General features: G+C 45.3%; 25 protein-coding genes. 7 read left to right on the top strand and 18 right to left on the bottom strand.

Going from position 1 to position 24913, the window contains the following annotated elements; all coding sequences use genetic code 11:
• Positions 1–220: 220 nt before the first annotated feature.
• Complete coding sequence (locus tag MHI06_RS08455; protein WP_076330195.1) at positions 221–994, top strand: sporulation protein; 774 nt, start codon at positions 221–223, stop codon at positions 992–994.
• A gap of 167 nt (positions 995–1161) precedes the next feature.
• Here MHI06_RS08455 and MHI06_RS08450 read toward each other — a convergent pair whose 3' ends face one another.
• From MHI06_RS08450 to MHI06_RS08420, 7 genes are all read right to left on the bottom strand, one after another.
• Complete coding sequence (locus tag MHI06_RS08450; RefSeq protein WP_340401176.1) at positions 1162–3129, bottom strand: BglG family transcription antiterminator; 1968 nt, start codon at positions 3127–3129, stop codon at positions 1162–1164.
• 52 nt (positions 3130–3181) lie between these two features.
• Positions 3182–5860 (bottom strand): mannosylglycerate hydrolase, encoded by a 2679-nt coding sequence (gene mngB / locus MHI06_RS08445; RefSeq protein ID WP_340401175.1) that lies wholly within the window; start codon positions 5858–5860, stop codon positions 3182–3184.
• A 248-nt stretch (positions 5861–6108) separates the two neighbouring features.
• Positions 6109–7227 (bottom strand): PTS fructose transporter subunit IIC, encoded by a 1119-nt coding sequence (locus MHI06_RS08440; RefSeq protein WP_340401174.1) that lies wholly within the window; start codon positions 7225–7227, stop codon positions 6109–6111.
• 28 nt (positions 7228–7255) lie between these two features.
• The gene (locus MHI06_RS08435) at positions 7256–7573 is read right to left on the bottom strand and encodes a fructose PTS transporter subunit IIB (RefSeq protein ID WP_017689749.1); all 318 of its coding nucleotides are present in this window, start codon (positions 7571–7573) and stop codon (positions 7256–7258) included.
• The gene (locus tag MHI06_RS08430) at positions 7573–8028 is read right to left on the bottom strand and encodes a PTS sugar transporter subunit IIA (protein ID WP_340401173.1); all 456 of its coding nucleotides are present in this window, start codon (positions 8026–8028) and stop codon (positions 7573–7575) included. Before MHI06_RS08430 ends, MHI06_RS08435 begins: the two co-directional genes overlap by 1 nt.
• Before the next feature lie 222 nt (positions 8029–8250).
• Positions 8251–8535 (bottom strand): hypothetical protein, encoded by a 285-nt coding sequence (locus MHI06_RS08425; protein WP_340401172.1) that lies wholly within the window; start codon positions 8533–8535, stop codon positions 8251–8253.
• Positions 8536–8561: 26 nt separating this feature from the next.
• On the bottom strand, positions 8562–9131 hold the full coding sequence (locus MHI06_RS08420; protein WP_340401171.1) for a hypothetical protein: 570 nt from the start codon (positions 9129–9131) through the stop codon (positions 8562–8564).
• 211 nt (positions 9132–9342) lie between these two features.
• On the opposite strand from MHI06_RS08420, the gene MHI06_RS08415 reads away from it, so the two are divergent.
• Positions 9343–10503 carry a glycosyltransferase family 1 protein gene (locus MHI06_RS08415; RefSeq protein WP_340401170.1) on the top strand — a complete coding sequence of 387 codons (1161 nt, stop codon included), beginning with the start codon at positions 9343–9345 and terminating at the stop codon, positions 10501–10503.
• Between the two features lie 136 nt (positions 10504–10639).
• Here MHI06_RS08415 and MHI06_RS08410 read toward each other — a convergent pair whose 3' ends face one another.
• The 8 genes from MHI06_RS08410 to MHI06_RS08375 all read right to left on the bottom strand — a co-directional run bounded on the left by MHI06_RS08410 (position 10640) and on the right by MHI06_RS08375 (position 17713).
• Complete coding sequence (locus tag MHI06_RS08410; RefSeq protein WP_340401169.1) at positions 10640–12427, bottom strand: cellulase family glycosylhydrolase; 1788 nt, start codon at positions 12425–12427, stop codon at positions 10640–10642.
• Between the two features lie 169 nt (positions 12428–12596).
• Positions 12597–13175 carry a hypothetical protein gene (locus MHI06_RS08405; RefSeq protein ID WP_340401168.1) on the bottom strand — a complete coding sequence of 193 codons (579 nt, stop codon included), beginning with the start codon at positions 13173–13175 and terminating at the stop codon, positions 12597–12599.
• Between the two features lie 58 nt (positions 13176–13233).
• Entirely contained in the window at positions 13234–13752 is a 519-nt protein-coding gene (locus tag MHI06_RS08400) for an NUDIX domain-containing protein (protein ID WP_340401167.1), read from the bottom strand.
• Between the two features lie 68 nt (positions 13753–13820).
• Positions 13821–14483 carry an HAD family hydrolase gene (locus MHI06_RS08395; protein ID WP_340401166.1) on the bottom strand — a complete coding sequence of 221 codons (663 nt, stop codon included), beginning with the start codon at positions 14481–14483 and terminating at the stop codon, positions 13821–13823.
• 37 nt (positions 14484–14520) lie between these two features.
• Positions 14521–14691: a YHYH domain-containing protein gene (locus MHI06_RS08390; protein WP_094030640.1), complete on the bottom strand. Its 171-nt coding sequence runs from the start codon at positions 14689–14691 to the stop codon at positions 14521–14523.
• 106 nt (positions 14692–14797) lie between these two features.
• Positions 14798–15574, bottom strand: a complete 777-nt coding sequence (locus tag MHI06_RS08385; RefSeq protein WP_340401165.1) for a Cof-type HAD-IIB family hydrolase — start codon at positions 15572–15574, stop codon at positions 14798–14800.
• A gap of 82 nt (positions 15575–15656) precedes the next feature.
• A complete protein-coding gene (locus MHI06_RS08380; protein ID WP_340401164.1) occupies positions 15657–17219 on the bottom strand; it encodes a PH domain-containing protein in 1563 nt (520 codons plus the stop codon).
• Positions 17216–17713, bottom strand: a complete 498-nt coding sequence (locus MHI06_RS08375; protein WP_340401163.1) for a PH domain-containing protein — start codon at positions 17711–17713, stop codon at positions 17216–17218. The genes MHI06_RS08380 and MHI06_RS08375 overlap by 4 nt, the downstream gene beginning before the upstream one ends.
• A gap of 324 nt (positions 17714–18037) precedes the next feature.
• Between MHI06_RS08375 and MHI06_RS08370 the strand changes: the two genes are divergently transcribed.
• The 5 genes from MHI06_RS08370 (at position 18038) to MHI06_RS08350 (ending at position 22974) form a co-directional block, all read left to right on the top strand.
• On the top strand, positions 18038–18715 hold the full coding sequence (locus MHI06_RS08370) for a response regulator transcription factor (RefSeq protein WP_340401162.1): 678 nt from the start codon (positions 18038–18040) through the stop codon (positions 18713–18715).
• 11 nt (positions 18716–18726) lie between these two features.
• Complete coding sequence (locus MHI06_RS08365) at positions 18727–19764, top strand: sensor histidine kinase (RefSeq protein WP_340401161.1); 1038 nt, start codon at positions 18727–18729, stop codon at positions 19762–19764.
• Between the two features lie 167 nt (positions 19765–19931).
• The gene (locus tag MHI06_RS08360; protein WP_169478945.1) at positions 19932–20711 is read left to right on the top strand and encodes an ABC transporter ATP-binding protein; all 780 of its coding nucleotides are present in this window, start codon (positions 19932–19934) and stop codon (positions 20709–20711) included.
• A complete protein-coding gene (locus tag MHI06_RS08355) occupies positions 20708–22636 on the top strand; it encodes an ABC transporter permease (RefSeq protein ID WP_169478946.1) in 1929 nt (642 codons plus the stop codon). Before MHI06_RS08360 ends, MHI06_RS08355 begins: the two co-directional genes overlap by 4 nt.
• Positions 22637–22647: 11 nt before the next feature.
• A complete protein-coding gene (locus MHI06_RS08350; RefSeq protein WP_340401160.1) occupies positions 22648–22974 on the top strand; it encodes a YxeA family protein in 327 nt (108 codons plus the stop codon).
• Positions 22975–23059: 85 nt separating this feature from the next.
• Here the strand turns inward: MHI06_RS08350 and MHI06_RS08345 are convergent, their stop codons facing one another.
• The 3 genes from MHI06_RS08345 to MHI06_RS08335 all read right to left on the bottom strand — a co-directional run bounded on the left by MHI06_RS08345 (position 23060) and on the right by MHI06_RS08335 (position 24867).
• Positions 23060–23638, bottom strand: coding sequence for a GNAT family N-acetyltransferase (locus MHI06_RS08345; protein WP_340401159.1), 579 nt, complete (start codon positions 23636–23638; stop codon positions 23060–23062).
• Between the two features lie 27 nt (positions 23639–23665).
• Positions 23666–24088 (bottom strand): hypothetical protein, encoded by a 423-nt coding sequence (locus tag MHI06_RS08340; RefSeq protein ID WP_340401158.1) that lies wholly within the window; start codon positions 24086–24088, stop codon positions 23666–23668.
• Positions 24089–24186: 98 nt separating this feature from the next.
• Positions 24187–24867 (bottom strand): zinc dependent phospholipase C family protein, encoded by a 681-nt coding sequence (locus MHI06_RS08335; RefSeq protein WP_340401157.1) that lies wholly within the window; start codon positions 24865–24867, stop codon positions 24187–24189.
• Positions 24868–24913: the final 46 nt, after the last annotated feature.

Genomic DNA, 24913 nt, shown 5'->3' with positions numbered 1-24913 from the left:
GTTTCAACTCCTGACGGCCTGCCAGATATACTTGTGTCTGAGGAAATCCTGACAAAAACTTCCTTCTTCCAAAACATTCGACATCGGTAAGTCGATTCTCCTGTTTTGATAGGGATATATCTTTACTAAAATTTGAAACGCTTCTCTTCCAGTTTCCGTATTAAGGTCGAAGTCGTATTTATCCCCAAAAAGTAAACCATCTGATCTGGAGGTTGAGCGCATGTCATTTTTCAAGAAAATGTTAGCCAGTGTAGGTGTTGGAGCAGCCAAAGTGAATACAGAATTGCATACACCAGAGGTCACGCCTGGAGGAATCATCTCAGGGGTTGTGTACATTGAAGGTGGAGATGTGGAACAGAACGTAGATCGAATCTATCTTTCAATCAAAACCCATTACATACGGGAGCGCGATGATCGCAAAGTAAAAGAAACAGCTGTTATAGCCAAATATTTGCTCACCGAAGGTTTCACATTGCAGCCTGGAGCCAAATTGGAGAAAGACTTCTCATTTGACCTGCCAGAAAATCTGCCTATTACACTGCATCGTGCAGAAGTGTGGGTAGAAACGGGCCTCGATATCTCAAGCGCCGTGGACCCATCCGACCGGGACAGACTACATGTTGTTCCTAGCAAAGACATGAATACCGTGCTCGATGCAATCGATATCCTTGGCTTCAAGCTGCGTGAAGTGACCAATGACTACGCACCAAAGCTGGGCGGAAATCTGCCATTTGTGCAGGAATTCGAATTTGTGCCAACGAGCAAGTTTCGTGGGCATCTGGATGAGCTGGAAGTGCTGTTCTATCCGATGGGCGATTCGCTGGAACTGTTGTTACAGATCGACCGCCGCGCTCGTGGACTCAGTGGAATATTTTCCGAAGCGATGGGAACGGATGAGAGCTTCGTCCGCCTGCATCTGTATGAACGACATCTGCAGCGGGGTGCGCATTCTGTCGCTCAGGGTCTGGAAGAAGTCATATCCAAACATATTTAATCTATAGTTTGTGTAAACGAATAAAAACCGTCCTCTATCAGACAAATCTGATGAAGGACGGTTTTCCCCTTTCGAAAAGGGGATCAGAAAAATCTGGGGATAACAGCGATCGGAAGGTTATTCTGTCATCGGAGTGTCAGTGAAATTATCCTTAGTGAACTTATATATTAATACACTTCGGTACTTTTCAGACTCAACGTTTCACATACAAGTTGGGCAAAGGCATCGAAGCTGCCGCAGGATCGCAGGCTTTCCAGCTGCTCCTCCTGCCGAATCAACTCTACAAACAGATCATAGATCCCCATCGCCTGTTCGTAATCCTCTTTGCATATGGATAACATAAATACCGCATGTACTTCATTCTCTTCATCCCAAGGAATCGGCTTCTCGAGCAGACATACCGATACGGTCGTACGGGTTGAACTCAGCTCCATGGGATGCGGAATCGCCATACCTCTTCCAAGCGCGGTTGAAGCCATCTTTTCCCGCTCCTGCACAGCTGGCCAGAATTGCTCCGTTACAATCCCCTTCTCCAACAGCGCCCCGCTCATCTCAGCCATAAGTGCCATTTTATCAGGCTGATCGGACCGAAACATGAACAACGCTGGATCAAAGTAACGCAGCAACGTCATTTCCTCCTGCTCATCACTGGTTCGCACCAGATGAGTGATCGTTGCCATGTCGCGTTCCGATGGAATCGCAGCAATGACAGCCGACGGCTTGCCTTTGGACTCCCGTAACCGGATCGTGGAAATGACCAAATCTTCAGGCACACTCCCCATCTCCTCGTACTCTCTTAGCGAAACTACACGAGAGACCTCCAGCTCGGCAAATAAAGAGCGCAATCTGGATTCAAGAATACGGGCTGTGCCGTATCCTGACCCACAGACGAGTAATACGGATTTCCGTTTGCGATGAGGAATCTGGTATTTACGTTCCAATGCTGCACCAATATGAAGAGCCAGGTAACCAATCTCACTGTCATTGATCTCATGAGGTACGTATGTCTGTAGCTGTTTCACTGCACTGATCGTAATCTCATAGGCGAGTGGATAATATTTACGTATATGTCCCAGCAGTGGATTCCGCATGTTCATGCCATGTTCCAGGCGCGTAATCATGGGTTTCAGATGGGCATACAGATCATTCGGCAAGCGTTCATCATCTCGCAGATCATAGGTGTACCGTTCATAGATATGTCCCAGCATCTGCAGTACAGCAACATATAATGGGTCACTTCGAAGTCCATTCCAATCGGTAGCGGTCATTTTTTTGCTAACAATATGAAGCAACAGATAATCTCGCTCTCCGACTGGACAATGAATGGAATATAACGACTCCAGATCCTGAATAATCTGTTGTGCAAGTTGTTGATCCTGCGGATTCGCCTCCACTTTCTCGAATCGCTCCAGTTCATGCCCTTGTTTAATACGCAATACCATAACAGCCAGATGCGTAATCAGATCTTTCAGGGCCACATCTGCAATACGAACATTCTGTTTGCCTACATGGCGAATGACGATCTCGCGGATGTGCGCAGGTTCGATTGGATACAACAAACGTTCCTGTGCAGCAGTCATGCCTTCCGGCCCCAGTTCTTCATCTCGCGCATCAGCGTATTCGGCAAGGCAATAGCGGAACCTTTGCTCGTCTCCGACGACCTTCACACCATGTCCTGGCTTGATCTGAAGCTGAAGCTGGTAGTTCTCCAGAATCTGACGAATGATTTTTAGATCATTGTTCATCGTTGCACGGCTTATATACAGCTGATCAGCGAGGTCTTCCATCTTGATATGACCCGGTTCACCAAGCAGCTTGAACAATTCATAACGGATACGCTCATCAGGCGATCCAGGTACTGGCGCACCTTTTTGCCGATCATCCTTCCGTTCCTCCAACAGCTCATCATACCGCTTCGCATCATGCACACGAATGGAATATCCCCGTCCACGCTTAGACTCCAGGCTCCCGCCGTGTCCTGCTAGAATATGATCCAACTTTTTCAGATCATCCCGAATGGTACGCACCGTAACTTCCAACCTGTCTGCAAGTGCTTGGCTCGTCCAAGCCTGTTCCTGTCCTTCACCATGAATGAGATGGAACAGCTTTTTCAACCGCTTGGTTGGAAAAATCATATCGATATCCGACCTCCCTTCTGATCAAGATTGTGTCAAACTAAAGTTCACCTTATATCGATACAAGTACCGTCATCAATTTACAATGTGCGAGTTCCGGTAAACGAACAACCTCTTCTCCATCAGTTAACCTCTGTTGAGGCTCCAGGGGTTGTTCACCAAGAGATACACGTTCTGCATGTACAGGTTGATTAAAGTGCATGTTCACGTTAGCAGACTGTGACAAGTACGGATTGAAGACACGTATAATGTATCCGTCACTCTGCTCTGCTTTCTTGAAGCTGCTTAACACCACGTTGGAATCGTCGCTGAACGACATCAGACTGTAATCACGTTCCAGAACACGTTCCTCATCGCGGAAAGCAAAGATCAATCGTCCGTTCAAAAAGTCGCACAGCTGATAACTGCTGATCGGTGTCAAATATTCACGCGCAGCACGAGCTACATTTGCTTCGTCGAACCCCGAAGTCTGGATATGCAGGCCAAAGGTAAAGGAAAGCTCGCCAAGTAATTGCGCGTCTGGTGTTGCTACAATTTTCTCACCGGAAGCCCGGCCAGGACGATACAATAGATTTTCCTTACCCATGAAACCGAAAGTGCGGAACAAGGTCAGAGCAATGGTATCCATTTGCTCACCAACAATCTCATACTCACGCACACCTTCCGTCATCACAGCCATACCATGCGAACCGTTGTTCAACCCGGCATAACTCTGCATCGCTTCAATGGTGATCGGTTTCTCCTGCCATTGTTCGCGCTCCCATACGTCCACTTCTGGCAATGAGGTTGGACGAGCAATCACACCAAACGGTTGGTCTGCAATGGATAGAGCGGAAGCAATTCCTGTATCAAAAAGGACACGCAGACGGTGGCTGAACACTTCATTCTGCACCTGAACGTGGAAGCGGATCAGCTTCTCTCCTTTGCGAAGGGATATCTCCACCTGCATTGGCAGTGCACCCGATGTGATGCCTGCGGCCCGCTCTTCCAGATCGTAGGGGACATCCAGCGTGAAACGCAGGGACAGTGTCTGGGATACAGACGTTTGGGTGGTCGTTGTGCTCATCTGGGTGCCTGCGGAAGAAACAATCAGGTCACGCTCAGGTGGAGAATAGTTGTAGGAATCTCCGTCATCCCCATTATCTTCAAAGACCATTTGATCTGCATACACTTGGCCTGATCGCTTGTCCGTAATTTGCAAGGTGCCGTTTGCTTGCAGCGCAACGGTGAAATGTTCATTTTCAATCGTGTCTCCGTTACGTCGCTCCATGACAGGTGCAGTGCCCTGACTGAAATCAAACACAATCTGGGTGTAGCCCATTGCCGGGATCTCTTGCAGATCCACCAGCAATTTGGCGCGATATACCCGTTCCGGCAGATGCACTTTGCGGCTTGGATTGAGATCGATGTGCTGTCCAAGCACATAATCGGTCTGGTCTACTTTTTCTACAATCGTATAGGCCAGCTCGCGTCCCTTCGTATCCCGAATGACAAAGGATTCTTCCGGAATATAAGCTTCAATCTCGGTAACGCCGCCTCGCACATACGGTAGCGTGTTGAACAGGGTGAACGCAAATGTCTCCTCCTGCTGTATCGTTGAAGCAATCATCCGCATATGCAGGTCGAGCAAATTCAGTGCGATATCGCAGGCCTGTTTGTAACGGAACGCAACGTCCTGATTCGTTGTATCGCTGTTACAGCCACCGATGCTGTCATGTGCCGCATTCTCAAACAACAGCTTCCAGATGTCCTCCACAATGCGATGCGGGTAATCATGCCCGAGAGAATGGCTAATGGCAAGCACAGGTTCGAGCGTATTGGCGATCAGATTCTCAATTCGGTTATTCTGTTGTTTGAGATCCGCACGGGTGGAAAAAATGGACTTGTGAATGCGCATGTGCTTGGCTTCCATTAATTCACCCCGAAGTACAGGCAGATCTTGACTATCCGCTTCGATCTCCGCCAGAAAACGTTCCGGTTCATTCATCACATATTCGCGTTTTGTATCCAACGCATTGAAGCGTTCAATCAACTCCGGCAGATTCAATCGCACAGGTGCCTGATCAAACCCATTAGGGAAATAGATATGTTTGGTCGAGGCTTTGCGTTCCAGCGCACCAATCTGTTTCTCCAGATAAGGAATTAGATCTTCCTCATTTTCCGGAATGTTACCGCCGTAGTAATACCCGAATGGCATCTGTACAGCAAATACACGGCTGCCGTCCGATCCTTCCCACGTAAACTCGGTATGTGGATTTGTATTATCTGAAACGCCTCTCCAGAACAGGAAACGTTCAATGCCAAACTCGCGATAGATCTGCGGCATCTGTGCCGATTGTCCAAATGCATCCGGAACATAACCGACTTTCATCGCATGTCCGTACTTTTGTGCTGTTTTCATACCATAATACAGGTTTCGGACCATGGATTCACTGGAAATCACCAATTGATCCGTCTGTGTATACCAGGGTCCAGTCATCAGTCGTTTGGCTGAAACCAGTTGGCGGATACGTTCCTCATCTTCGGGACACCAGCGGATGTAATCATCCAGCAACGAACCCTGTGCATCCAGCAGGTAATAATGAAATCCATCGATATTCTCCAGTGCGTTCAATACTTCCTTGACGTGTTTGACGAGATACACTTTGGAACGGGAGGTTGTAAAATACCATTCCCGGTCCCAGTGTGTATGTGGAATAACATGTACTTTGGTACGATTGCTCTCACTCATATCTCTATATCCCTCCAGATGCTTTTTAAAGGTTGTTCAAAAAAGTCCGCTTTTGATTACGAGGGATGCCTGTTGGCATCATCAGCGTCGAAGATGGAATTCAGCCGAAATAAGTGGATGCTTACGAAGGTTGTTTCCTTCGGAAACATTGTAGTTGCTCACGTAGTTTCCCCTACGCTCCGCTACTCCATTTCTACCTTCATCCCATCTTCTCGATACTGAAAACCGATCTTTTTGAACATGTACTTTTAGTCAAAAACGAGTTCGATTTCTTCCCCGTTTTTCTTCACCGAAGCTTCCTGAGTCTTGGCAGGTTGTTTCTCTTCTTCATCACGGAAGTTCACCAGCATGGTGCCCCCCGCTACGATCAGTGCACCGACAATGCCTCCGGTAAGATACGCGATTGGGGTACCTACCGATACAGCTCCATATAAGCCGCCGATCGGTGGCATGATGATATGCGCTCCCAGCAATGCAGTCAGGGCAGCACCCGTTGCACAGGCAAACATGTTGACCAGAATCATTTTGGCAGGGTTACGCAGTGTGAACGGAATTGCACCTTCCGTGATGCCGATCACGCCCATAATCACTGCACCTTTGCCCGCTTCCTGATACGTTTTGGAAAAACGTTTCTTCATCAGCAATGTTGCCAGACCATAACCAAGTGGCGGAATGCAGATGGCAATGTTAATGAAAATATTCGGCAGATAGACACCGGACAGGAACAGGGCGTTGCCTGCCATCCAGGCGGCTTTGTTGACGGGTCCACCGAGATCGAATCCGATCATCGCTCCCAGAATAATCGCAAGCACAACGGTATTCGTTCCGCTCTGGCTCATGTTTTGAACCCAAGCAATCAGATACTCATTCAGTGCGCCCAGCGGGCCACCCAGAATGACTGCCATCAGAAATCCGGTTAAACCGACAGTAATCAGCGGTAAAATGATTAACGGTACCGAGCCAGCGGCCGGACCTGTAATCTTAACTTTGTTTTTGACCCATAAGGTGATGTATCCGGCAAAAAAACCGGAGATCAACGCGCCCAAGAAACCAGCGTTGGTCTGCTGTGCCAGCACTCCGCCGATCAGACCTGCGGCCAGCGCAGGTTTGTCGGCAATGGAGTACGCAATATAACCGGACAGGACAATCGTCAATAATCCGATGCCACTCCATCCTACATTTTGCACGAGATATAAAATATGCAAGAATCCGCTTCCATCTTTGTACGGATCAAGATCGGTAATGCCCATCGATAGTGCAATAATTTTACAGATGGCAACGACCAGGGAACCCGCGATAATGACCGGCAGCAGATAGGAGATACCTGTCATTAGATGTGTTTTTGCTTCACCGAACCATTTTCTCATCGTACTCTCTCCTCATGTGGAAGGTGGGTTAAGCTTGTGCGTTCACAGCCTCGACGGCTTTGGTTAATACCGCTTCTGCCTGACTTACGGCATGACCGATTTTGACACGAACGACTTTTTTGTCGCCAAACCGATCCATGTCCTTCACCGTTTGATCCGCTGCAATCAGTACAAAATTCGCTGCAGCAATATCCTCTTCCGTGAGCTTGTTGACTTGTCCCATGGCTCCCTGCTGTTCCACTTTGATCTCATATCCCAGTTGTTGAGCTGCTTTTTCCAATGCTTTGGCGGCCATCGGGGTATGGGCGAGACCTGCGATACATGACGTTACACCTACGATTTTCATTATGACACCAGTCCTTCCGTATATTGATGAAGCAAGGCATATACATCTTCCGGCTGCACCGCTTCTGCGATGGCCTCTTTGAATGAATCTTCAAGCAATAAGGTGGCAAGTGAAGAGATAATTTGCAGATGGGATATGTCTACATGACCTTTAGGCACAAGGATGGCAAAAATATATTTTACCGGCTTGCCGTCATGTGATTCCCAATCAATGGGCTCCTGCAATCGAATGACCATCACCGCCGGACGTGTTACAACTTCACTCTGGGTATGGGGAATCGCAAAGTGATCCTGAAGTCCGGTGGAGTAGACACGTTCGCGTTCCCACAGATCAGCCGCAAGTTGAACACGGTTTGTAGTGATGCTGTAACGCTCTGCCTCCGCAGATATGAAATCAAATACGTCCTCTTTGCTATGCAATGTCTGATCGAGATAAATCTGATTGGTTGTAATCATGATCTCTGTCTCTCCTCCTCTCTCTATCCAAAACGATAAGCGCTTACAGGATCATTGTAACGGATTCTTCCTCGACCTTGGATCTAGAAAATTTCCCCTTCGAAGCGGAAAAACATTAGCCATAGTAAAAACCCTGAGTCTAATGGACTCAGGGCAGTTGCAATTGGTGTGTTACAGAGATAGCGTAAGTTCACTGAACGTGGGGCTTAAGCCGACAATACTTCATGAACGCTGTGTCCAGCGCTGCATTCCTGATCGAAGACCGTAATATGCAGCGGCGAGCAAAATGAATCCGGCAACAGCCATAATCATGGATGTTGTATCCCATTGAACACGGGTTCCAAAAGCAATCTTGGCTTGCAATGGGGTACCCGAAGAAGCGATGTTCGTCAGATCAGGTACGTAATTCATGGTCATGATCATGCCTTGAACGACATTCCAAGCTACAAAACCGATGATGAATAAAAAGGTAACCAGAACGGATTCCATCGCTAATCTTTTGTTCATGTTTGTCATTTGTCTCCTCTTCCCATTCAATTAGACAAGAATTGCTGCATCTCCTGTTTCAGACGATCTTTATTCGCATCCACATACTGATACAACAGGTCGAAACTTTCTTCGTTATCCGATTGCATGCTTATATTGCCGGCTTCCTGCTCAATTCGCTGCAATACCTCATGAATCTGTTCTCCGTGCGTTTGCAGACTTGTCGTGATGTCATCTTCGGACAGGCCATTCACATTATCTCGTAATTGCCCGGGCGTTACACCGCTCTCGGACAAGATCTGCTCGATCTTCTTCAGGATCACGGTATCAGCCTCATTACCGATCCGCTCCATCGCTGCTATTGTCTCACCGAGATACTGCCCGCTGGCATTCTCAAGGAAACCGGTCATCCCGTTCATGGACAGTTCGGTATCCAGATCGATGATTAGAATGGTATCTCGCAATACTTGCGGAAGCTCTGGTCCACTCTCTCGAATCGTCGCAAATTCAGCCCGATAAAGGTCCATGGCAATACCCCCCACCACTTCTTCACCTGACATCTCCTCAAGCTGATCAAGTGGTAACAATTCCTGCAGTTCTTCTTGTAACTTGTTCATCTTTCTCTGCCTCCTGTATCTCTCTGGCTATATATACGCCGACACGTTATTACATCATAGCAGAATACGCTATATAAGTTGAACTTATGGAAGTTGGTATTGCTTATTTTGTTATCAAATTTACAGGGAATATCGTCAAGTTAACGTGCACTTGACCTCTGGAAAATGTTCCGCTGTTATGATCTTGGCATCACGAGTCTTGGGAGGGGTAATGATGCGCCTGGCCTTATTCACAGACACCTATCTTCCGGAAACCAATGGTGTTGCTGGCACGCTCCACCGCTTGAGTAACCATCTGAACCGCAAAAGAATTGAACATCTGCTGTTTACTCCGAACTCCGTCATCGAAGGGAGCCATGAGACTCAAGTCAGATCGGTTGCTAACATTCCTTTTTTTCTGTATCCCGAATGCCGCATTGCGCTACCCAACAGAGCAAACACGCACAAACAGCTACAAGACTTTCAGCCCGATCTGATGCATATCGCCACGCCGTTTAATATGGGGCTACTTGGCCTGAGGTATGCGCTGAAGCATCATCTTCCGCATGTTGTCTCCTACCATACTCACTTCGATCGTTATCTCGAATACTACCGGTTGAAAAGCATGATTCCGCTCTACTGGAAATATATCCAATGGTTCCACCGTGCCTGTGATGCAACACTCACCCCATCGCAGGAAACGTTGAACACCCTGCAAGCTCAAGGCATTCAGCGTCTGAAGCTTTGGTCCCGCGGGATTGATTGCAACCTGTACTCTCCCGATAAACGCAGCTCGGATATCCGTGAACGATATCAGATCACCGCTCCCCTTATTTTACTCTACGTTGGACGCATTGCCCCCGAAAAAGATATCGCTACGCTCACAACTACCATGCAGCAGTTGCCACAGGAAATGCAGTCCCAAGTACACTGGATTATTGTTGGCGATGGCCCATCTCTCCCCAAAATGCGTACACAAACCCCATCGAATGTCACCTTTACAGGATATATGCATGGCGAAGAACTTGCTGTTATGTATGCTTCGGCAGATCTGTTTGTGTTTCCTTCCTCTACGGAGACATTTGGCAATGTGGTGCTGGAAGCAATGGCTTCAGGACTTCCTGTGGTGGCAGCCAATGCCGGAGGTGTCAAGGATCTAGTATCCCCTCACCGCAATGGTGTGTTATTCGAGCCAGGTCAAGCTGATGCACTGATTCGGGAGATATGTCTCTGGGGAAATCACGGGAACCAATTGAGGATGATGGGACTGGAAGGCAGAAAGCTAGCTGAGCAGCGGTCGTGGGAGCATATATTTGATACACTAATCGGGGATTATGAGGAAGCCATAGAACATCGGAACAGACGAACGAAAGATCGAATTATCACAGCCTAGTCCGACGAAATCAGTTTCTTTCAACAACCCATAACAACCGCCTCTGTCTCTGCAAAGTTAAAATGGTTCGCCCGTTCAGGCTGCCGCAGTATGTACACGTTGCTACGGTCAGCCTGAATAGCGGATACGCTGAACGTTAAGGTGTGACCCCTGAAATCAGGTTGCCATTCTGATGCAGAGTTACCCTGTTCCACACATCATAGGAAGTCTGCGTTGGACGGAAGGAATAGTCATTATTTTCGTTGAAGTTGCTCCAATTATCCTTGTGAATACGGAGCTGAATGTCTCCCGTCTGACCTCCCGCTGGCAGAGAACCTGCACCCGAAGTAAAACCAATCTCAACATAGGTATCTGCATTCGTGCCCGTGATACTTCCAATGCTGGTCGTGATATTGGCTGCTCCGATCTGCGCCCAATCGATGATCGTATTCAATCCCTCGGAGCCGTCTTTCGTGAAGTAATAACGGATCTTCAGACCACTCAGGTTAACAGCGGAGGTACCATTGTTTTTGATATTAAAATAGGGCTTGATATGATTATTCGTTGCATCGGTATCTGCGGCACGATATTGCAGAACCAGATTGGAAGTTGGCGTGGTTGTACCCGCCTGCGGTGTCGCACTCACCTGTACCGAGCTTGGGCTGGTACCCGCGCTGTTCACGGCTTTGATTTTGTAATAGTACGTGGTTCCATTCGTCAAAGACGTATTGGTGTAAGTTTTACCGCTCACACTCGTGGCTACATCCGTATAGGTTCCTCCGCTCGTTGTCGCACGTTGTACAATATAACTCGCTGCTCCGGGAGATGCGCTCCAGTTCAGAGCTACTTGTCCATTCCCCGGCGTGGCTGTTACACCTGTCGGCGCAGCCGGGATCGTAACAACTCCCCCACTACCGTTATCTGGCACCGGCTGATAGCCAGGGGTTGTATAGATCGTATTCAATGCAGAGGTTGCTAGCGTACCGTTCGGTCCATTGACCACCGTCTGTCCCCAATCGGTCAGGGAGCCTGCTGGACCGTTGTTCAAATCAAGGTATTCTACACCGCCACCGTTACCGTACCAGGACCAGGCCAACCAGCCGACTCCCTTTTGCTGTGCATAGCTTAAGATCGTCGCTTCATCTACATCACCATCGCTATGTTTGAAGCCGAATTCGCCTACAATGACAGGTACGCCGATGGCCAGCGCATGATCAATGTTGCTTTTGACCGTTGCTGCATCGCCGCCTGCGTATTCATACATATGAATGGAGAAGATGGTATTTGCCAGTGGGTCCGCATTAAACACATCCAGTCCACGATTGAAAATCGCTGTAGGGTATTGCCCCCAACCTGCGGCATCCACGACAAGCGTATTCTTGATGCCCGCCTGACGGAGTTCAGGGATCACTTGTTGATATCCTTCCGCCCACACCGCGGTTTCCCATGAACCGTACCATTCATTCGCAATGTTAACGATTACGCGATCTTCCTTGCCAATCAGGGCATCCTTGATGCTGATAAAATAATCTGAGGCTTTTCGCAATTCTGCAATACTGTCCGACCCGGTGGCATCATGTACTTCCAGCATAACGGTTAGTTGGTACTGGTCACACAGCGCCAGAATCTGCTCTACATCCGCCAGTGAATCTGCTGTCCAGCGACTTCCGTTGGACAAGACAATACGCACGGTGTTGGAACCTGTGGCAGCAATGGCCGGAATGGCCGCTTGCAGATCATTCTTAAACCAGGTGTGGGCATGATTCACCCCACGCATAACAAAAGGGGTACCTGTAGCATCCAATAATTTGGTACCGCTTACATGAAATCCTTTGACAGGCCCGCTTGCAGCGGAAGCTGGATGAGGTGAATACGCGATAGACACCAGCATTAATGACAGAGAGAGCAGCATTGCTTTCCGAAACATGTTTCCAATACGCTTCATAACAAAACCTCCTTCTTGGGATGGGTTAAGCTATTCACACGGTATGTAGACACATAGAAGCCGAACAGATCACCGACATGGATTATCTCATCACTCACCTCCCAGACACTCTTAATATACTATAAAATGTCAGAAAATGATGGTATTATTTAGATTATTTTAAAATATTTTATAGATCCAAAATCCACCACATGACTTTATGAAAACCCGACAATTTATCAGGAATCTGCCCCACTTCAGTAATCACTGGATCAAACTTTGGATTACCATCTCTCTCATAGATGTGAAAGGACCCATCCATAGGAATCTCCTGTCGAAACTTATATAAGGCTGCAACATATCTCTCACTCGAGTCTCCGATAACATAGCCACTCTTGTCTTTCTTCAGTTTGAGATCATCTAAGCTGATGTCTTCCAAATGCTGTATAGCATTAAATCCATCTGTGGCCTGAACCACAATATGTGTCCCCGATGATTGAGGAAAGAGTGCGATTACCAGACACATCGTCAGCAATAGGGTTAGTACATATCTACGCTTGGTTAACCGAGCGTGATTCTTACCTGCTTTTTTCATCATAGCGTAGATCAGGGCTGCATTCATCAAAACAATGATAGGAAACACGACTATGACCAAGATTCCTGTATAAGGGAACAGTTGGAATAGTACAAATAAGAGCAAGATTGTTGGTATCAGCAGTACTATTCCTCTGAACAGTTGGCTTTTCGGTCGCTGAGGTTGGGAATTCATCGCAGAGTTCTCCTCCAATGAAGACGCTTACTATTTTCAAACGTTTATTCGTATCAAATTAGAAAATTTGCGGGGCATTCCTTGGCTCAAATGATATCGTTTCCTGCATTCTTTTCCATATTACCTGTGGTGTACCTTTTAGGTCTGTTCCGTTCTGAACGTTGCCAATCCAGATATCCTCTGCTCCCGGATGTTGTAAATAGTGCCTAAGTGTCGCTTTGATCAGAATAGACGCATGTAAATCCAGCACCTCATCCAGCGGTATCCAGAATAACTCCCCTTCATCCGAGGGCACAAACCGTCGATGCTTGGTCTCACCAAAATATACAAACTGCTGCCAAATCTCACCTCCGCTAACCTCTAACAGAATATATCGAAGTCGAAAGTGTTCGACATTCTCTGGCTTGAATCCGGTCTCTTCTTCTATCTCCCGATAGCTGGCGGTCATAGGTGCGTTCAGTTCTCCTTGTTCCAGATGCCCTCCAATGCCACCCCAGAATTCAAAATCAAACAGTCTGCTGCCTGCCTTCTTCATCATCAGCATGTCTGAGCCATTGCTCAAAAACGCTGTAGCCATCTGTCTAATCTCCATATGTACCTCGCTTTCAAAACTGTGATATTGAAATTTACTTTTCTAACCGTCTTTTAAAGCAATTTTTTTAGCTCGCTTAGATGCTCAATCGTATGTAACGGACCAGTCGTAATGCTGTCCTGCCATGGCTGGTTAACCTTTATCCAGATCGTACTCATGCCAACGCTTGCCGCTCCTTGAATATCGTTCACCGGATGATCGCCAATGTAAATGCATTGCTCGGGAGTGAGACCGAAATGATTGAGTGCAAGCTGAAATATCCGAGGATCAGGCTTTTTGACTCCAGCCTCTTCTGAAACAATAATATGGTCGTAATCCTCCCGGATACCGAGTTGATCGATTTTCCCATACTGAATATCGGTCTGCCCATTGGTAATTAACCCGATTCGATATTTCCCCCGAAGATGCTGAACGACTTCTCGCGCCTGTTCCATCAAAACTGAACTTCTCACATACTCTCTGCCATAAAACTCCATCAATTCTGCATGTGGCGGATGCTCTGCCCAGGGCAGTTCATGCAACAACTCGTTGAACAGAAGGGATTTGTCCTTATAACCATCCTGGTCGAGTTCAATAATTCGCTTACTTATACCTTCGGTTGACTCAAGATGACCAAAATACGTCTTGATTAAACGCTGCGTAAAGCCGTCAAAGGTCGTCGTTCTGTTCAGAATCGTATTGTCCAAATCAAAAATAACCGCTTTAATATGATCCACCGCTTCTTTCCCCCAGTTCAAGAATGTGAAGCAGTGCTTATTTTTTCTTTTTGTGATAGTGATAGCCCGTGCACAGGCCCTTTTGCTTGGATTTGGCTGAACAGTTATGTCCACCGTTCTTATCCAGTCTGCCTGGATGAGCATACGCAGAAGAGGATACACCAACAAGTACAACAAGAGACAGGATTACGATAACAACCTTTTTCATAAGTCACCCTTCGATAAACACCCTATGCTTTAGGGCTTAATACGTGCTATACCATTCTACATGAAAATCCACAAATGGGATATCCTTCATCTATTTAATGTGCATCTCATAAAATCTTAAATTGCTTCAACGCATGGGTGACTCCATCTTCACTTGCCCGCAGGGTAATATAATCGGCGCTTTGTTTAATCCGCTCTCTGCCATTTCCCATCGCAATTCCGATTCCCGCATACGCTAGCAGATCCACATCATTCTCTCCATCACCAAAGGCCATCATCTCTTCTCTGGATATCTTCAGGTAGTCGAGAACTTTCTCTGCGGCTATAGATTTGCTGACTTCGCTCGCTTCCAGCACATTCACTACATACGGATGGAATCTCACGAATCGTAAGGAAGGAAATCTGGACTGGAATTTCTCCGTCTCCGCTTCATCCGCATATAAGCAAATGCAATATACGTCCTGTTCCAACGTGCTAATTTTCTGCGGGGAATTCATGAGTCCAAGCGTATCTCTTAAGGCGTTAGTAACACGACCATCTGCTGTACACAACCCGTTCGTCTCAAATGACTCTGTAAAATATGAAATACTGTGCCCATGCAACTCGGCAAACTCACTAAATGCTCTAACCATCTGTGCTGAAAGTACAGACTTATGTATCACTTCATCACCTGCTTTGATCAATGCTCCATTAGCCGAAATGATCGTATCGATTCCGAGATTTCTGAATTCTTCGCATAAATTATAGGGCCTGCCTGTGACGAGTACGACTTGAACTCCTTTACGAATCAATTCCCGGATAGACTCAGCTGTACTCGGTGATAAACTCCGATCTATTTCGCTCAGCAATGTACCGTCCACATCAAAGAACACAGCTTTAATCAAAATGTTACTCCTCCTCTGTCTTCAATTAAAAAGAGCAAGTACAGAATAACCTTGGTTGGTCTTCCTGCACTTGCTCTTGTGATTAACGGGTCTGAACATCTTGGGTACGTCCCATGTACCATGATTGAAATGACTCCGCCGTATCCAGGGGGATGTCATGTGCCCGATGATGTAGAACAGGTTTGGCACGGTTTACCGTATGAATGGAAGCAACACCAAACCAACGCTGTAACACATTACGGGTGATCTGCACTTCGATGACTTTCTCACGTTTGGAGATGAAGAGGGTTGATGTGAGCGCGCCGGTCCGAAGTTGAATGAAATTCTGATTCAGAATGTATCTGGTATGGAAAAAGTCCACCACTCTGCATGTTGCAATCCATACTAACAGAATCGCCGAAATCATCCACCAGGCATGCTTCTGTCCTAACACGAATGGTTTGAAATACCACAGTAAACCCGTGATAATGATCCATCCCCAACTTGGTTTAAGCAGGCGCAACCATAATGATATTCTCGGAAGTCTTTCCATTTCCTGCGTAACCCGATAGGATGGCAGGATCTCCTCTATCATCGTATAGGCTTGTTTCACAGGCAAGAAGGGATAGAGTGAGTTTACCTCCTGAGCGGATTCTCCCAGACTACCTGCGGTGGTCAGTTCTACTTCCGCTAATCCAAGCAGCCTTTTCATCGGAGACTGTGTGATCTTCACGGCTTGGACTCGCTCTTTCAGGATTGAAAATGACGTTTGCTCCATCATGCCCTTCGTAATATAGATCCGCTTGGTATCCGAGGTGATCTGGAAATTTCCATACTTTACGAAGGTTCTGACAATACCCAAAGCAATAGATATGATCAATAAAACTAAAATCATCAAACCGGCAATCCACCAGGAATCGAGCCAGGTTAATAATAGACTTTCGGTTACTTCTTCATCGGGGAAGAAATCTTTCACCCAAGAATAAAGCGTGCCCAGAACCGGAATAAGTACGAGAAAACTAAGCGAAGTAAAAGAGGCTTTGAATATATCCTTCCGGGTGGAATGATAATGAACAATCCGTTCCTGTTTTTCTTTTACAGGTGAAGACATCACTTCATCCGTTATAACAGGTTCAGATTGCGCCTCTCCCTCTTCCATGGACTCAACAGCATCCAACGTAACAGGTTCCTCTGTTGCTTCTACTGTTTCTGCGTCTTTTGCCATGTAACCTGCTACAATCTTCTCCAACTGTTCGGCTTCGGAAAGTAAAACAACATGTAACTGAAAAGTAGCATCTTCTCCCTTGATTCCAGTCTCGAATCGAATTGACGTTACCTGGAACAAGCGATGAAACACTGTCGTATGACGATTCACATTCTGGACCTTGGTATACGGTATCGTTCTACGAGTACGGTTGAACACACCACTATAGATATGAAAAGCCGTATCATCTGCTGTATAACGAGAGGTAAACCACTTCCAGATGATCGACACGATACCGATGGAAATACCTGCATAAAAGGCAATTCTTCCATAGAAGAGCCATTGGGACTCTGAGCCCTGACGGAAAACAAACAAAAACAGGATGATCGCGAACGAATTCTTCACCAGTTTCCATAAGCTCCACAGCATGGTTAATGGGTGATGTCGTTTCATATCGATCATTCATCCACCTCATTAATCCGCGCATAAGATGCGATCTGATGACGGAGTGCGAGCGCTACTTCCTCCGGCAATGCCGGAATATCATGGGATGAACCCATCGTGCCCACCGATACGGAATAAAGTCCATATTTTCGCATCAAAGGTCCCTGATTCGTTGTAACCGATTGCACTTTCGCCATGGGAATGATCTGATGTACCTTGGTTAGTGCCCCGTGCTTCAGTTGTAGGAACTCCTCATTCACATCATAGTACCAACGCTTGTATAACCATGAAGGCTGGATGAAAATATCCCACACCGCATAAGGCACAGATATGGCCGTAACGCCCCACAAAATCCAACCAATCCACGTCTTCCATCCATAGATGGAGTCAAGTATTAACAGTACGGCAAGTATCAGAAGACCTATCATATTCCATATGATAGCGCTAATTCTCCACAGGTTTACTGCATGAGGAGATAACCGTTGCTCGGGTGGCTTCCACTGCATTGACATATGTTCACTCCTTTTTTCCTCGGGTACATAAAAACACACATGATACACTGTACGAACAATCGCCCACGATCGATGCAGAAAGATTCCGTTAGGGCGTGTCTCAAAACTCGCTGAGGTGCATCTTTTACCGCCTTTTCGTCCCTGTACAGTTCAGGTCGTCATCTCTTTTGTTCATTTCAGTTTACTATATAATCCTGTACTTCACACAAAAGGAGCCTATTCCTTCCTGATCGAATGCTGTAGGGTACGAAGTTGTCGTTCTGGTAATTCGAACTGTCCGTTGATATACTGGAGTGGCATCTGAAGGAGGGGATATGTCTGAATATGAATATCTTTATTATTGAGGATGACTCTCTCCTCTTGGAAGCGCTTAGAGAAGGATTAAATCAGTGGTCATATGAGGTAAGTAGTCCTACTGATTTTTCACATGTGATGGATTCCTTTGTAGATCATCGACCTCACTTAGTGATTATTGATATACAGCTTCCCAAGTTTGACGGCTTTCATTGGTGTAGAGAAATACGTGCCGTGTCCAAAGTTCCTATTATCTTTCTTTCATCAAGAGATCATCCGATGGATATGGTGATGGCGATGAACTTAGGGGCGGACGATTACGTTCCTAAACCTTTTCATATGGATGTACTGATCGCCAAGGTACAGGCTATTCTTCGTCGAACCTATACATATGAAGAGGCTTCCTCCAATGTCTTGGAGTGGAATCAAGCGATTCTTGATTTAAAAAGCGGTGAAATTCATAAGGATGGGCAAACCATTGGCCTGACAAAAAATGAATTTTTTATACTATCGGTTTTAGTTAAATCCAATAATAAAATTATCTCACGTCATGAACTGATGAAAATGCTCTGGGATGATGATCAATTCATTAATGACAATACGCTCACAGCCAACATCACAAGATTACGTCAAAAGCTTTCCTGTCTCAACTTAGCTGATGGGATTGTGACTAAAAAAGGTCTGGGGTATATGGCCGTTACTCTTTAGGAGGTTCCCCATTGTTTATCGCTTATCTCATGTATAAAAAAAGTTGGATTGTCTTGATTGGGTTACTACTTCTGCTCACCAATGCTTTAATACAATTAGATGCTGGCATTCGTGTGGAGCCTCATTCTCTCATCTATCTAAATTCGTTGTTCCTAATTATCACTTTGAGCTTCTTTATTTGGAGGTATAACAAGGAAACCGCCTATTATAAATCCCTTCGCACCCTTTCTGATGATGTCGGAGAGGACTGGTTTGAAGATGTGCCCAAACCTCACAGCTCTTTTCCTGCCCCAATGGTTTATACTCTTTTACAAAACATTCATCAACATTATCAAAACAAGCGGCGAGAGGAACAGTCTACCCAACTCATGGAACATACGGATCTTGCTTCATGGGTTCATGAGATGAAAACACCCCTCACAGCGATGAAGATAACCATTGATGCTCATCGTTCTAATGAGCTAGCTCAAAGGTTAAATGCGTCTTGGCTTAGAATGCACTTATTAATTGATCAACAGCTATACATTTCGCGATTAGCCAACTTGGACTCCGACTTACTCCCCGAAAAGCTGGAAGTGAAAGATTTGCTAAGAGAAGAGATTCGTGAGCTATCCACATGGTGCATGGAAAAGAATATATCCATTGATTTGACGGCGAATACGGTGTCTGCCGTGTACACGGACAAAAAGTGGTGCAGGTTTGTGATAAGACAGCTTTTAACGAATGCGATTAAGTACAGTCCAACCAATGGAAAACTATTCATTCACATGGGTCTCCATGAAAATGAGTCCGTGATCGTAATCATTAAAGATGAAGGACCTGGCATTCAGGCACATGACCTGCCTCGCATATTTGATAAGGGCTTTACGGGTGAAAATGGGAGGATACAGAACTCAGCGACTGGAATGGGACTCTATCTTGCAAAAGAAATATGCAAGAAGTTACATGTTCGACTTGAAGTTGATTCGGCTGTTGGAGAAGGAACATCTATTTCGATGGTATTCACGAGTGATAATCCGTTTGAAATGCTTAGACGAACTTTACTATAAACCGGGTAATCATAAAAGCAGTCAGGATATGTATAAAGCCTGACTGCTTTATCGTTGCAATGTGACGAAAATATCACATTCGAGCCTGTTTTATCATCTAGAGCTTACGACCTGAAGGTTTAAAAGAACTACACTGTATATAGAACAACTCGATTGGAGTGTATGGAATGACACATCAAATGACACCGAAAACCGTTTTAAATGCTGAGGGCGTACGTAAATCTTATGGTTCAAAGGGAAATGCTCAACAGGTGTTACAAGGAATTGATCTTCGAGTGACTGAGGGTGAGTTTGTCGGAATTATGGGACCTTCAGGCTCAGGTAAAACCACTCTTCTCAATACGTTAGCGACGATTGACCGAGCCACAGATGGCAAGATTTTTATACATGAGCACGAGATTTCTAAAATGAAGGATAGGCAGCTTTCCGATATTCGTCGTCAACATTTGGGCTTTATCTTTCAAGATTACAATTTGCTCGATACGTTAACGGTAAAAGAAAATATTTTGCTGCCTGTGTCTTTAACAAAAATAAGCAAAATTGAAGCTGAACATGAGTTTAATGAGATTGCAGAGATTTTAGGCATTCATGAATTGGCTGATAAGTATCCTACTGAAATTTCAGGCGGCCAAAAGCAACGTACCTCTGCGGCACGAGCGTTAATTCATTCGCCCTCGCTTGTATTTGCGGATGAACCTACCGGTGCCCTGGATTCCAAAGCAGCCTCCAATCTGTTAGAGAATTTACATGAGATCAACCAGTCACGACAAGTCACCATTGTCATGGTTACTCATGACCCGCTAGCGTCTAGCTATTGTAACCGGGTGGTCTTTCTAAAGGATGGCAAAGTATTTGCTGAATTGTACCGGGGAGAGAAAACGAGAGAATCATTTTTCAAAGACATTCTGGATATGCAGGCCGTTCTTGGAGGGGGCAGCCCGAAATGAACATACGGAAACTAGTGATGCGCAGCATGCGGAAAAACATCAAAATGTATTATCTTTATTTTTTCGCGATGATTTTCAGCATAAGTTTATATTTTATCTTTTCTACCCTGCAAAATGATCAAACCGTTGTTGAAACGGTTCAATCTAGCGTGAACTTCTCAACGGCTTTTCAAATCGCAGGCATATTACTCATTCTTATTACGATTGTGTTTACGATGTATGCGACAAACATCTTTATTAGAAGGCGCAGTCAAGAAATCGGATTGTATCAGTTAATTGGCTTGTCCAAGGCTTGGGTCGCTCGGGTACTGATCCTGGAGCACACGATTCTTGGTCTAGGTGCTTTATTGATCGGAACGATAGTTGGAACTTTACTCTCGCGACTGTTTCTCTTACTGTTAATAAACCTGTTAGGGCTTGATGCCAAGTTTGGCTTAACCTTCTCTACCCAAGCACTCATTCAAACGATTGCTGTGTTTACTTGCCTGATTGCGGTTACATCCTTACAAATGATATGGACGGTGTATCGCAGTACATTACTGCAATTGTTTCAGGCTACTCATCAAAATGAGGCCTTTGTCAAACGTCCAAGCATCGTTTCAGGCATTTTAGGCTTAGCAGGCGTAAGTCTGATCGGATTTGGTTATTATGTGTCTACCTTTATTGGATACAATGCAGATGCTCTCATTTTTCTGATGTTAATCGTTCTCGTCAGTACCATACTTGGAACCTATTTAGTCTTCCATACAACCATAAGCTGGATATTATATATTTATCGAAAAAAGCAAAATGGGAATCTCGGCTTGGTTAATAGCCTTTCGGTAGCACCATTAATGCACAGAATGAAAGGTCACGCCAATTCGTTAACCTTAATCACGATATTGTCTGCGATGACGATTACGATGATTTCTCTTTCCTATTCCTTATATTATTCCATCGAAAAGGATGTAAGATTGGCGATGCCTTTTGATTTTGCAGTGGAAAATATGCCGGAGGAAGCCGCTGTGATATCAAATAAGTTAAGAGATGCGCAGATTGAATTCGATCATTATCAAGTGAATGCCATCCGATTTAATGGCGCATGGGTGGATCAGAATCAGAATTCAAAACCAAGCCATCGTAACAGACCGTTTTTGCTTTTCTCAGCAGAGCAGATGACTCAGGTTGGAGTAGATCTTGAGCGTCCCCAAGATGGTGAAGCCATCTATCATAGTTCGCGAGCCATTATAGAAGGAATGGAGATTTCATCTCCAAAAGAAGTGCAATACGCATCAAATGATGAAACAAATCTACTAACCGTCTCCAAGTATAAGCTTAACAATATGATGAATTACATTAACTATGGCTATCAATTACTTGTTTCTCAAGCAACTTTCGAAAGAATGAGAAGCAGCATTCAGGAGGATGAATCCAAACAACTTTTGAATTTTGAGGTTTTTAACGTATTAGATCGTGAGAAAACAGATACCGCTTCGGACATCTTTCGAACGAGTGTAGACAGTGACCTGTTACTCAGGGACTTTTATTCCACATACGAGGGATCGCGTCAAAACTTCGGGCTGCTCATTTTTATTGCCGGATTTTTAGGCTTGGTATTTATCCTTTCAACGGGAAGTATTTTGTATTTCAAACAAATGACAGAGGCTGAACAAGAAAAAAACCATTATCGGACACTGCGACAACTCGGATTTCAAGTAAGCGATATGATGAAAGGCATTATCCGTAAACAGCTCTTTGTTTATTTAATTCCGCTGGGTATCGGATTAACCCATGCTGCTTTTGCCTTGAAGGTAAGCTCTATACTCCTTGCAGCAAGCATGCTAACCCCAATCCTCATAAGTATGGCAGTATATGTTCTTATCTATCTAGTGTTCACCGTCGTTACCATCCGGTATTACAAAAACATCGTCACCAATGCTCTATAGAAAGGAAGAAAATGATGAAAAAAAGGATATTCATTTCTTGTCTCGTTGTAATTGTTATGATTGCTTGCCTCTATCTCTTCATGCGTGAGCCATTTGATCGTTTTAATCCAATGATTAAAGAGGAATATGTATATGTTAAGCTTCAAGATGAACCTGTAGATGATAACGGTAGATATAAATATAGGCTGCAAGGAATCACCGAAAGCGGAGAAATTAAACGAGTAGTATTTACCACCAGCAGTACACTTAATCAAGGCACCTTCTTAAAAGTGCTCGCCAAAGGTACCTATACTGAAAAATATGAATTGATCGCTGAAGAAGAAATGCCATCGAAATAAGGAAATAAGAACGATCACATGTAACAAGGTGGATTCTCCAAGATGAACGCAATAAAAAAGATGACTCCTGTTGCCAAGCAGGTGGTCATCTTTTACATCTGTTTATTTTATCAGCAAAATCCTGCACTCTACACAACCAAACCATATGGTCTGTTCCTTCGCCCCAGTAGTTCTTCGCCACGACATAGGGTTCACCGAATTTGTGTTGCCACTTCTGCTGTGCGATTCGATAGCCGCTATCCAGGCAAAATTGCTGAATTCCCAGCCGCTGCAGTTCGGTAACCAGTGCAAGAATGAGCGCCGAACCAATCCCCTGACCTTGAACATCGGACAACACGTACAGGCTCCCCAGTTCTCCGATCTTGTTCAGTCGGCCCTCTGCGCATTCTCGAATCTCCGCACCACAAGGTACATATGAGATTGTGCCTACGATAACATCGTCCATTTTGGCCACGAGGAAAAATACATTTGCTTCCTTGTTATGATCTGGCTGCAATGCAGTGTGAATTAATGCTCTCTTATGTGCTATTTCATGCTGGATATCATCCAGTAGCGAGCCTATGCCCTCCTGTTCGAATGCTGCGGGGATCGTTGTCTCAAACACCTGACACGCTGCCTCCGCATCCGTTCGCGTCAAAGGTTCAATGATAATTTTGTCATCCACAGGTTCTTCTCCGTTCCATATACCTTCTTAATCTGTACGTCGCTGGATCAATCTTCTTAATTGGTTAGCATCCTCAAGGGATATACTATAACCGGTAGACGTGTCTTCCTGGTTTACTAAGAGGCCCTGCATCTTGGGATCCATTCCTAATGAAAAATCATACTTGGTAACCGAGCCGTCTACATTCTTTATACTCATCATGTACTGTGTACCATAATTCAGATTCCCCGGCAAACGCTCAGCCTTATGTATGGCCTCCATCATGATCCGAATCTCGTCAGATCGATCAAACTCAACATCTTGGCATGGTTCCAAAGTGAGGTTTGGATTACAGGTTAAAGTGATCAGCACAGGAAGCCCTTCTTCCGAGTCCGATTCATTCGGTTGACTACATCCTGTAATGAACGTAGCAATGACGAGTACCATCAACCAACCTCCATATTTCACCATACCTCTTGCCTCCCTGACTTCGTAATGAATAGACAATTAATGAATAGAGAAGTAATAAATACAGTATCTAATGGCACAACTGCACTAACTTTCTGTAGTCATATCCAGTTACGTAACTCCGGGTCCCATGAAGACAACATAGAGATCAGTCGCTCAACAGTCTCTTCCACAAATGCTTGAACCCTCTCACCCGTAATGAACTCAGGAGTAATTCCCGGTTCTTCCCCATTTAGAAAAGAAAACGTGTGGTCCCGCCAGCGAATAATCTCATCAGCAGTTAAACGATCCGTCATGACATAGCCTGGTGAACTGTTGAGCACCTGCCACACTTCTTCACTCCAACTTGAACCTTGATAGAAATTAAAATCGATCTGGTCCGTCTCCTGGTAATATAAACGCGCCAGTTCATCTTTCGATCTGCTAATGCCTCTATGTTGGTCTGCCTTGTTGACCCGTTCGACGAATTCAGGATGCACACTTCGGAACCAGTAATAGTCTGTCAGCACATGCATAAAGTATCCTCGCACAAACCACTTCCATCCTTCATCGGTGAGTTGTTGCATATAGGATGAGTAGAGTTCGTTCAGTCCGCCAACGTAATCTCCATCATCTTTCGGGTTGAAATGGGTGTATTCCTTATCCTCTCTGGTTGTGCCTTCACGCATATGTATGGAATCTGGGGCGATATTCCCCAGATAGAATGAACCTCGATCAGACTGCATTTGCAGAGATTCTGCAATTCGATTAGCAATATTGAGATGAACCATAGGTAACGGCATAGAGTTAATCTCCTTTTATCGGGAAGTATTCTACTATACTTAGAAA

Origin of the sequence: Paenibacillus sp. FSL H8-0079 (assembly GCF_037991315.1) — a bacterium.
Taxonomy (GTDB): Bacteria; Bacillota; Bacilli; order Paenibacillales; family Paenibacillaceae; genus Paenibacillus.
This window is presented reverse-complemented; position numbering and strand designations above follow the sequence as displayed.

Coding starts and splice junctions, on each gene's coding strand:
- MHI06_RS08455 (WP_076330195.1), top strand. CDS start 221: ATGTCATTTTTCAAGAAAATGTTAGCCAGTGTAGGTGTTGGAGCAGCC.
- MHI06_RS08450 (WP_340401176.1), bottom strand. CDS start 3,129: ATGATTTTTCCAACCAAGCGGTTGAAAAAGCTGTTCCATCTCATTCAT.
- mngB (WP_340401175.1), bottom strand. CDS start 5,860: ATGAGTGAGAGCAATCGTACCAAAGTACATGTTATTCCACATACACAC.
- MHI06_RS08440 (WP_340401174.1), bottom strand. CDS start 7,227: ATGAGAAAATGGTTCGGTGAAGCAAAAACACATCTAATGACAGGTATC.
- MHI06_RS08435 (WP_017689749.1), bottom strand. CDS start 7,573: ATGAAAATCGTAGGTGTAACGTCATGTATCGCAGGTCTCGCCCATACC.
- MHI06_RS08430 (WP_340401173.1), bottom strand. CDS start 8,028: ATGATTACAACCAATCAGATTTATCTCGATCAGACATTGCATAGCAAA.
- MHI06_RS08425 (WP_340401172.1), bottom strand. CDS start 8,535: ATGAACAAAAGATTAGCGATGGAATCCGTTCTGGTTACCTTTTTATTC.
- MHI06_RS08420 (WP_340401171.1), bottom strand. CDS start 9,131: ATGAACAAGTTACAAGAAGAACTGCAGGAATTGTTACCACTTGATCAG.
- MHI06_RS08415 (WP_340401170.1), top strand. CDS start 9,343: ATGATGCGCCTGGCCTTATTCACAGACACCTATCTTCCGGAAACCAAT.
- MHI06_RS08410 (WP_340401169.1), bottom strand. CDS start 12,427: ATGAAGCGTATTGGAAACATGTTTCGGAAAGCAATGCTGCTCTCTCTG.
- MHI06_RS08405 (WP_340401168.1), bottom strand. CDS start 13,175: ATGAATTCCCAACCTCAGCGACCGAAAAGCCAACTGTTCAGAGGAATA.
- MHI06_RS08400 (WP_340401167.1), bottom strand. CDS start 13,752: ATGGCTACAGCGTTTTTGAGCAATGGCTCAGACATGCTGATGATGAAG.
- MHI06_RS08390 (WP_094030640.1), bottom strand. CDS start 14,691: ATGAAAAAGGTTGTTATCGTAATCCTGTCTCTTGTTGTACTTGTTGGT.
- MHI06_RS08380 (WP_340401164.1), bottom strand. CDS start 17,219: ATGATCGATATGAAACGACATCACCCATTAACCATGCTGTGGAGCTTA.
- MHI06_RS08375 (WP_340401163.1), bottom strand. CDS start 17,713: ATGTCAATGCAGTGGAAGCCACCCGAGCAACGGTTATCTCCTCATGCA.
- MHI06_RS08370 (WP_340401162.1), top strand. CDS start 18,038: ATGAATATCTTTATTATTGAGGATGACTCTCTCCTCTTGGAAGCGCTT.
- MHI06_RS08360 (WP_169478945.1), top strand. CDS start 19,932: ATGACACATCAAATGACACCGAAAACCGTTTTAAATGCTGAGGGCGTA.
- MHI06_RS08355 (WP_169478946.1), top strand. CDS start 20,708: ATGAACATACGGAAACTAGTGATGCGCAGCATGCGGAAAAACATCAAA.
- MHI06_RS08350 (WP_340401160.1), top strand. CDS start 22,648: ATGATGAAAAAAAGGATATTCATTTCTTGTCTCGTTGTAATTGTTATG.
- MHI06_RS08340 (WP_340401158.1), bottom strand. CDS start 24,088: ATGGTGAAATATGGAGGTTGGTTGATGGTACTCGTCATTGCTACGTTC.
- MHI06_RS08335 (WP_340401157.1), bottom strand. CDS start 24,867: ATGCCGTTACCTATGGTTCATCTCAATATTGCTAATCGAATTGCAGAA.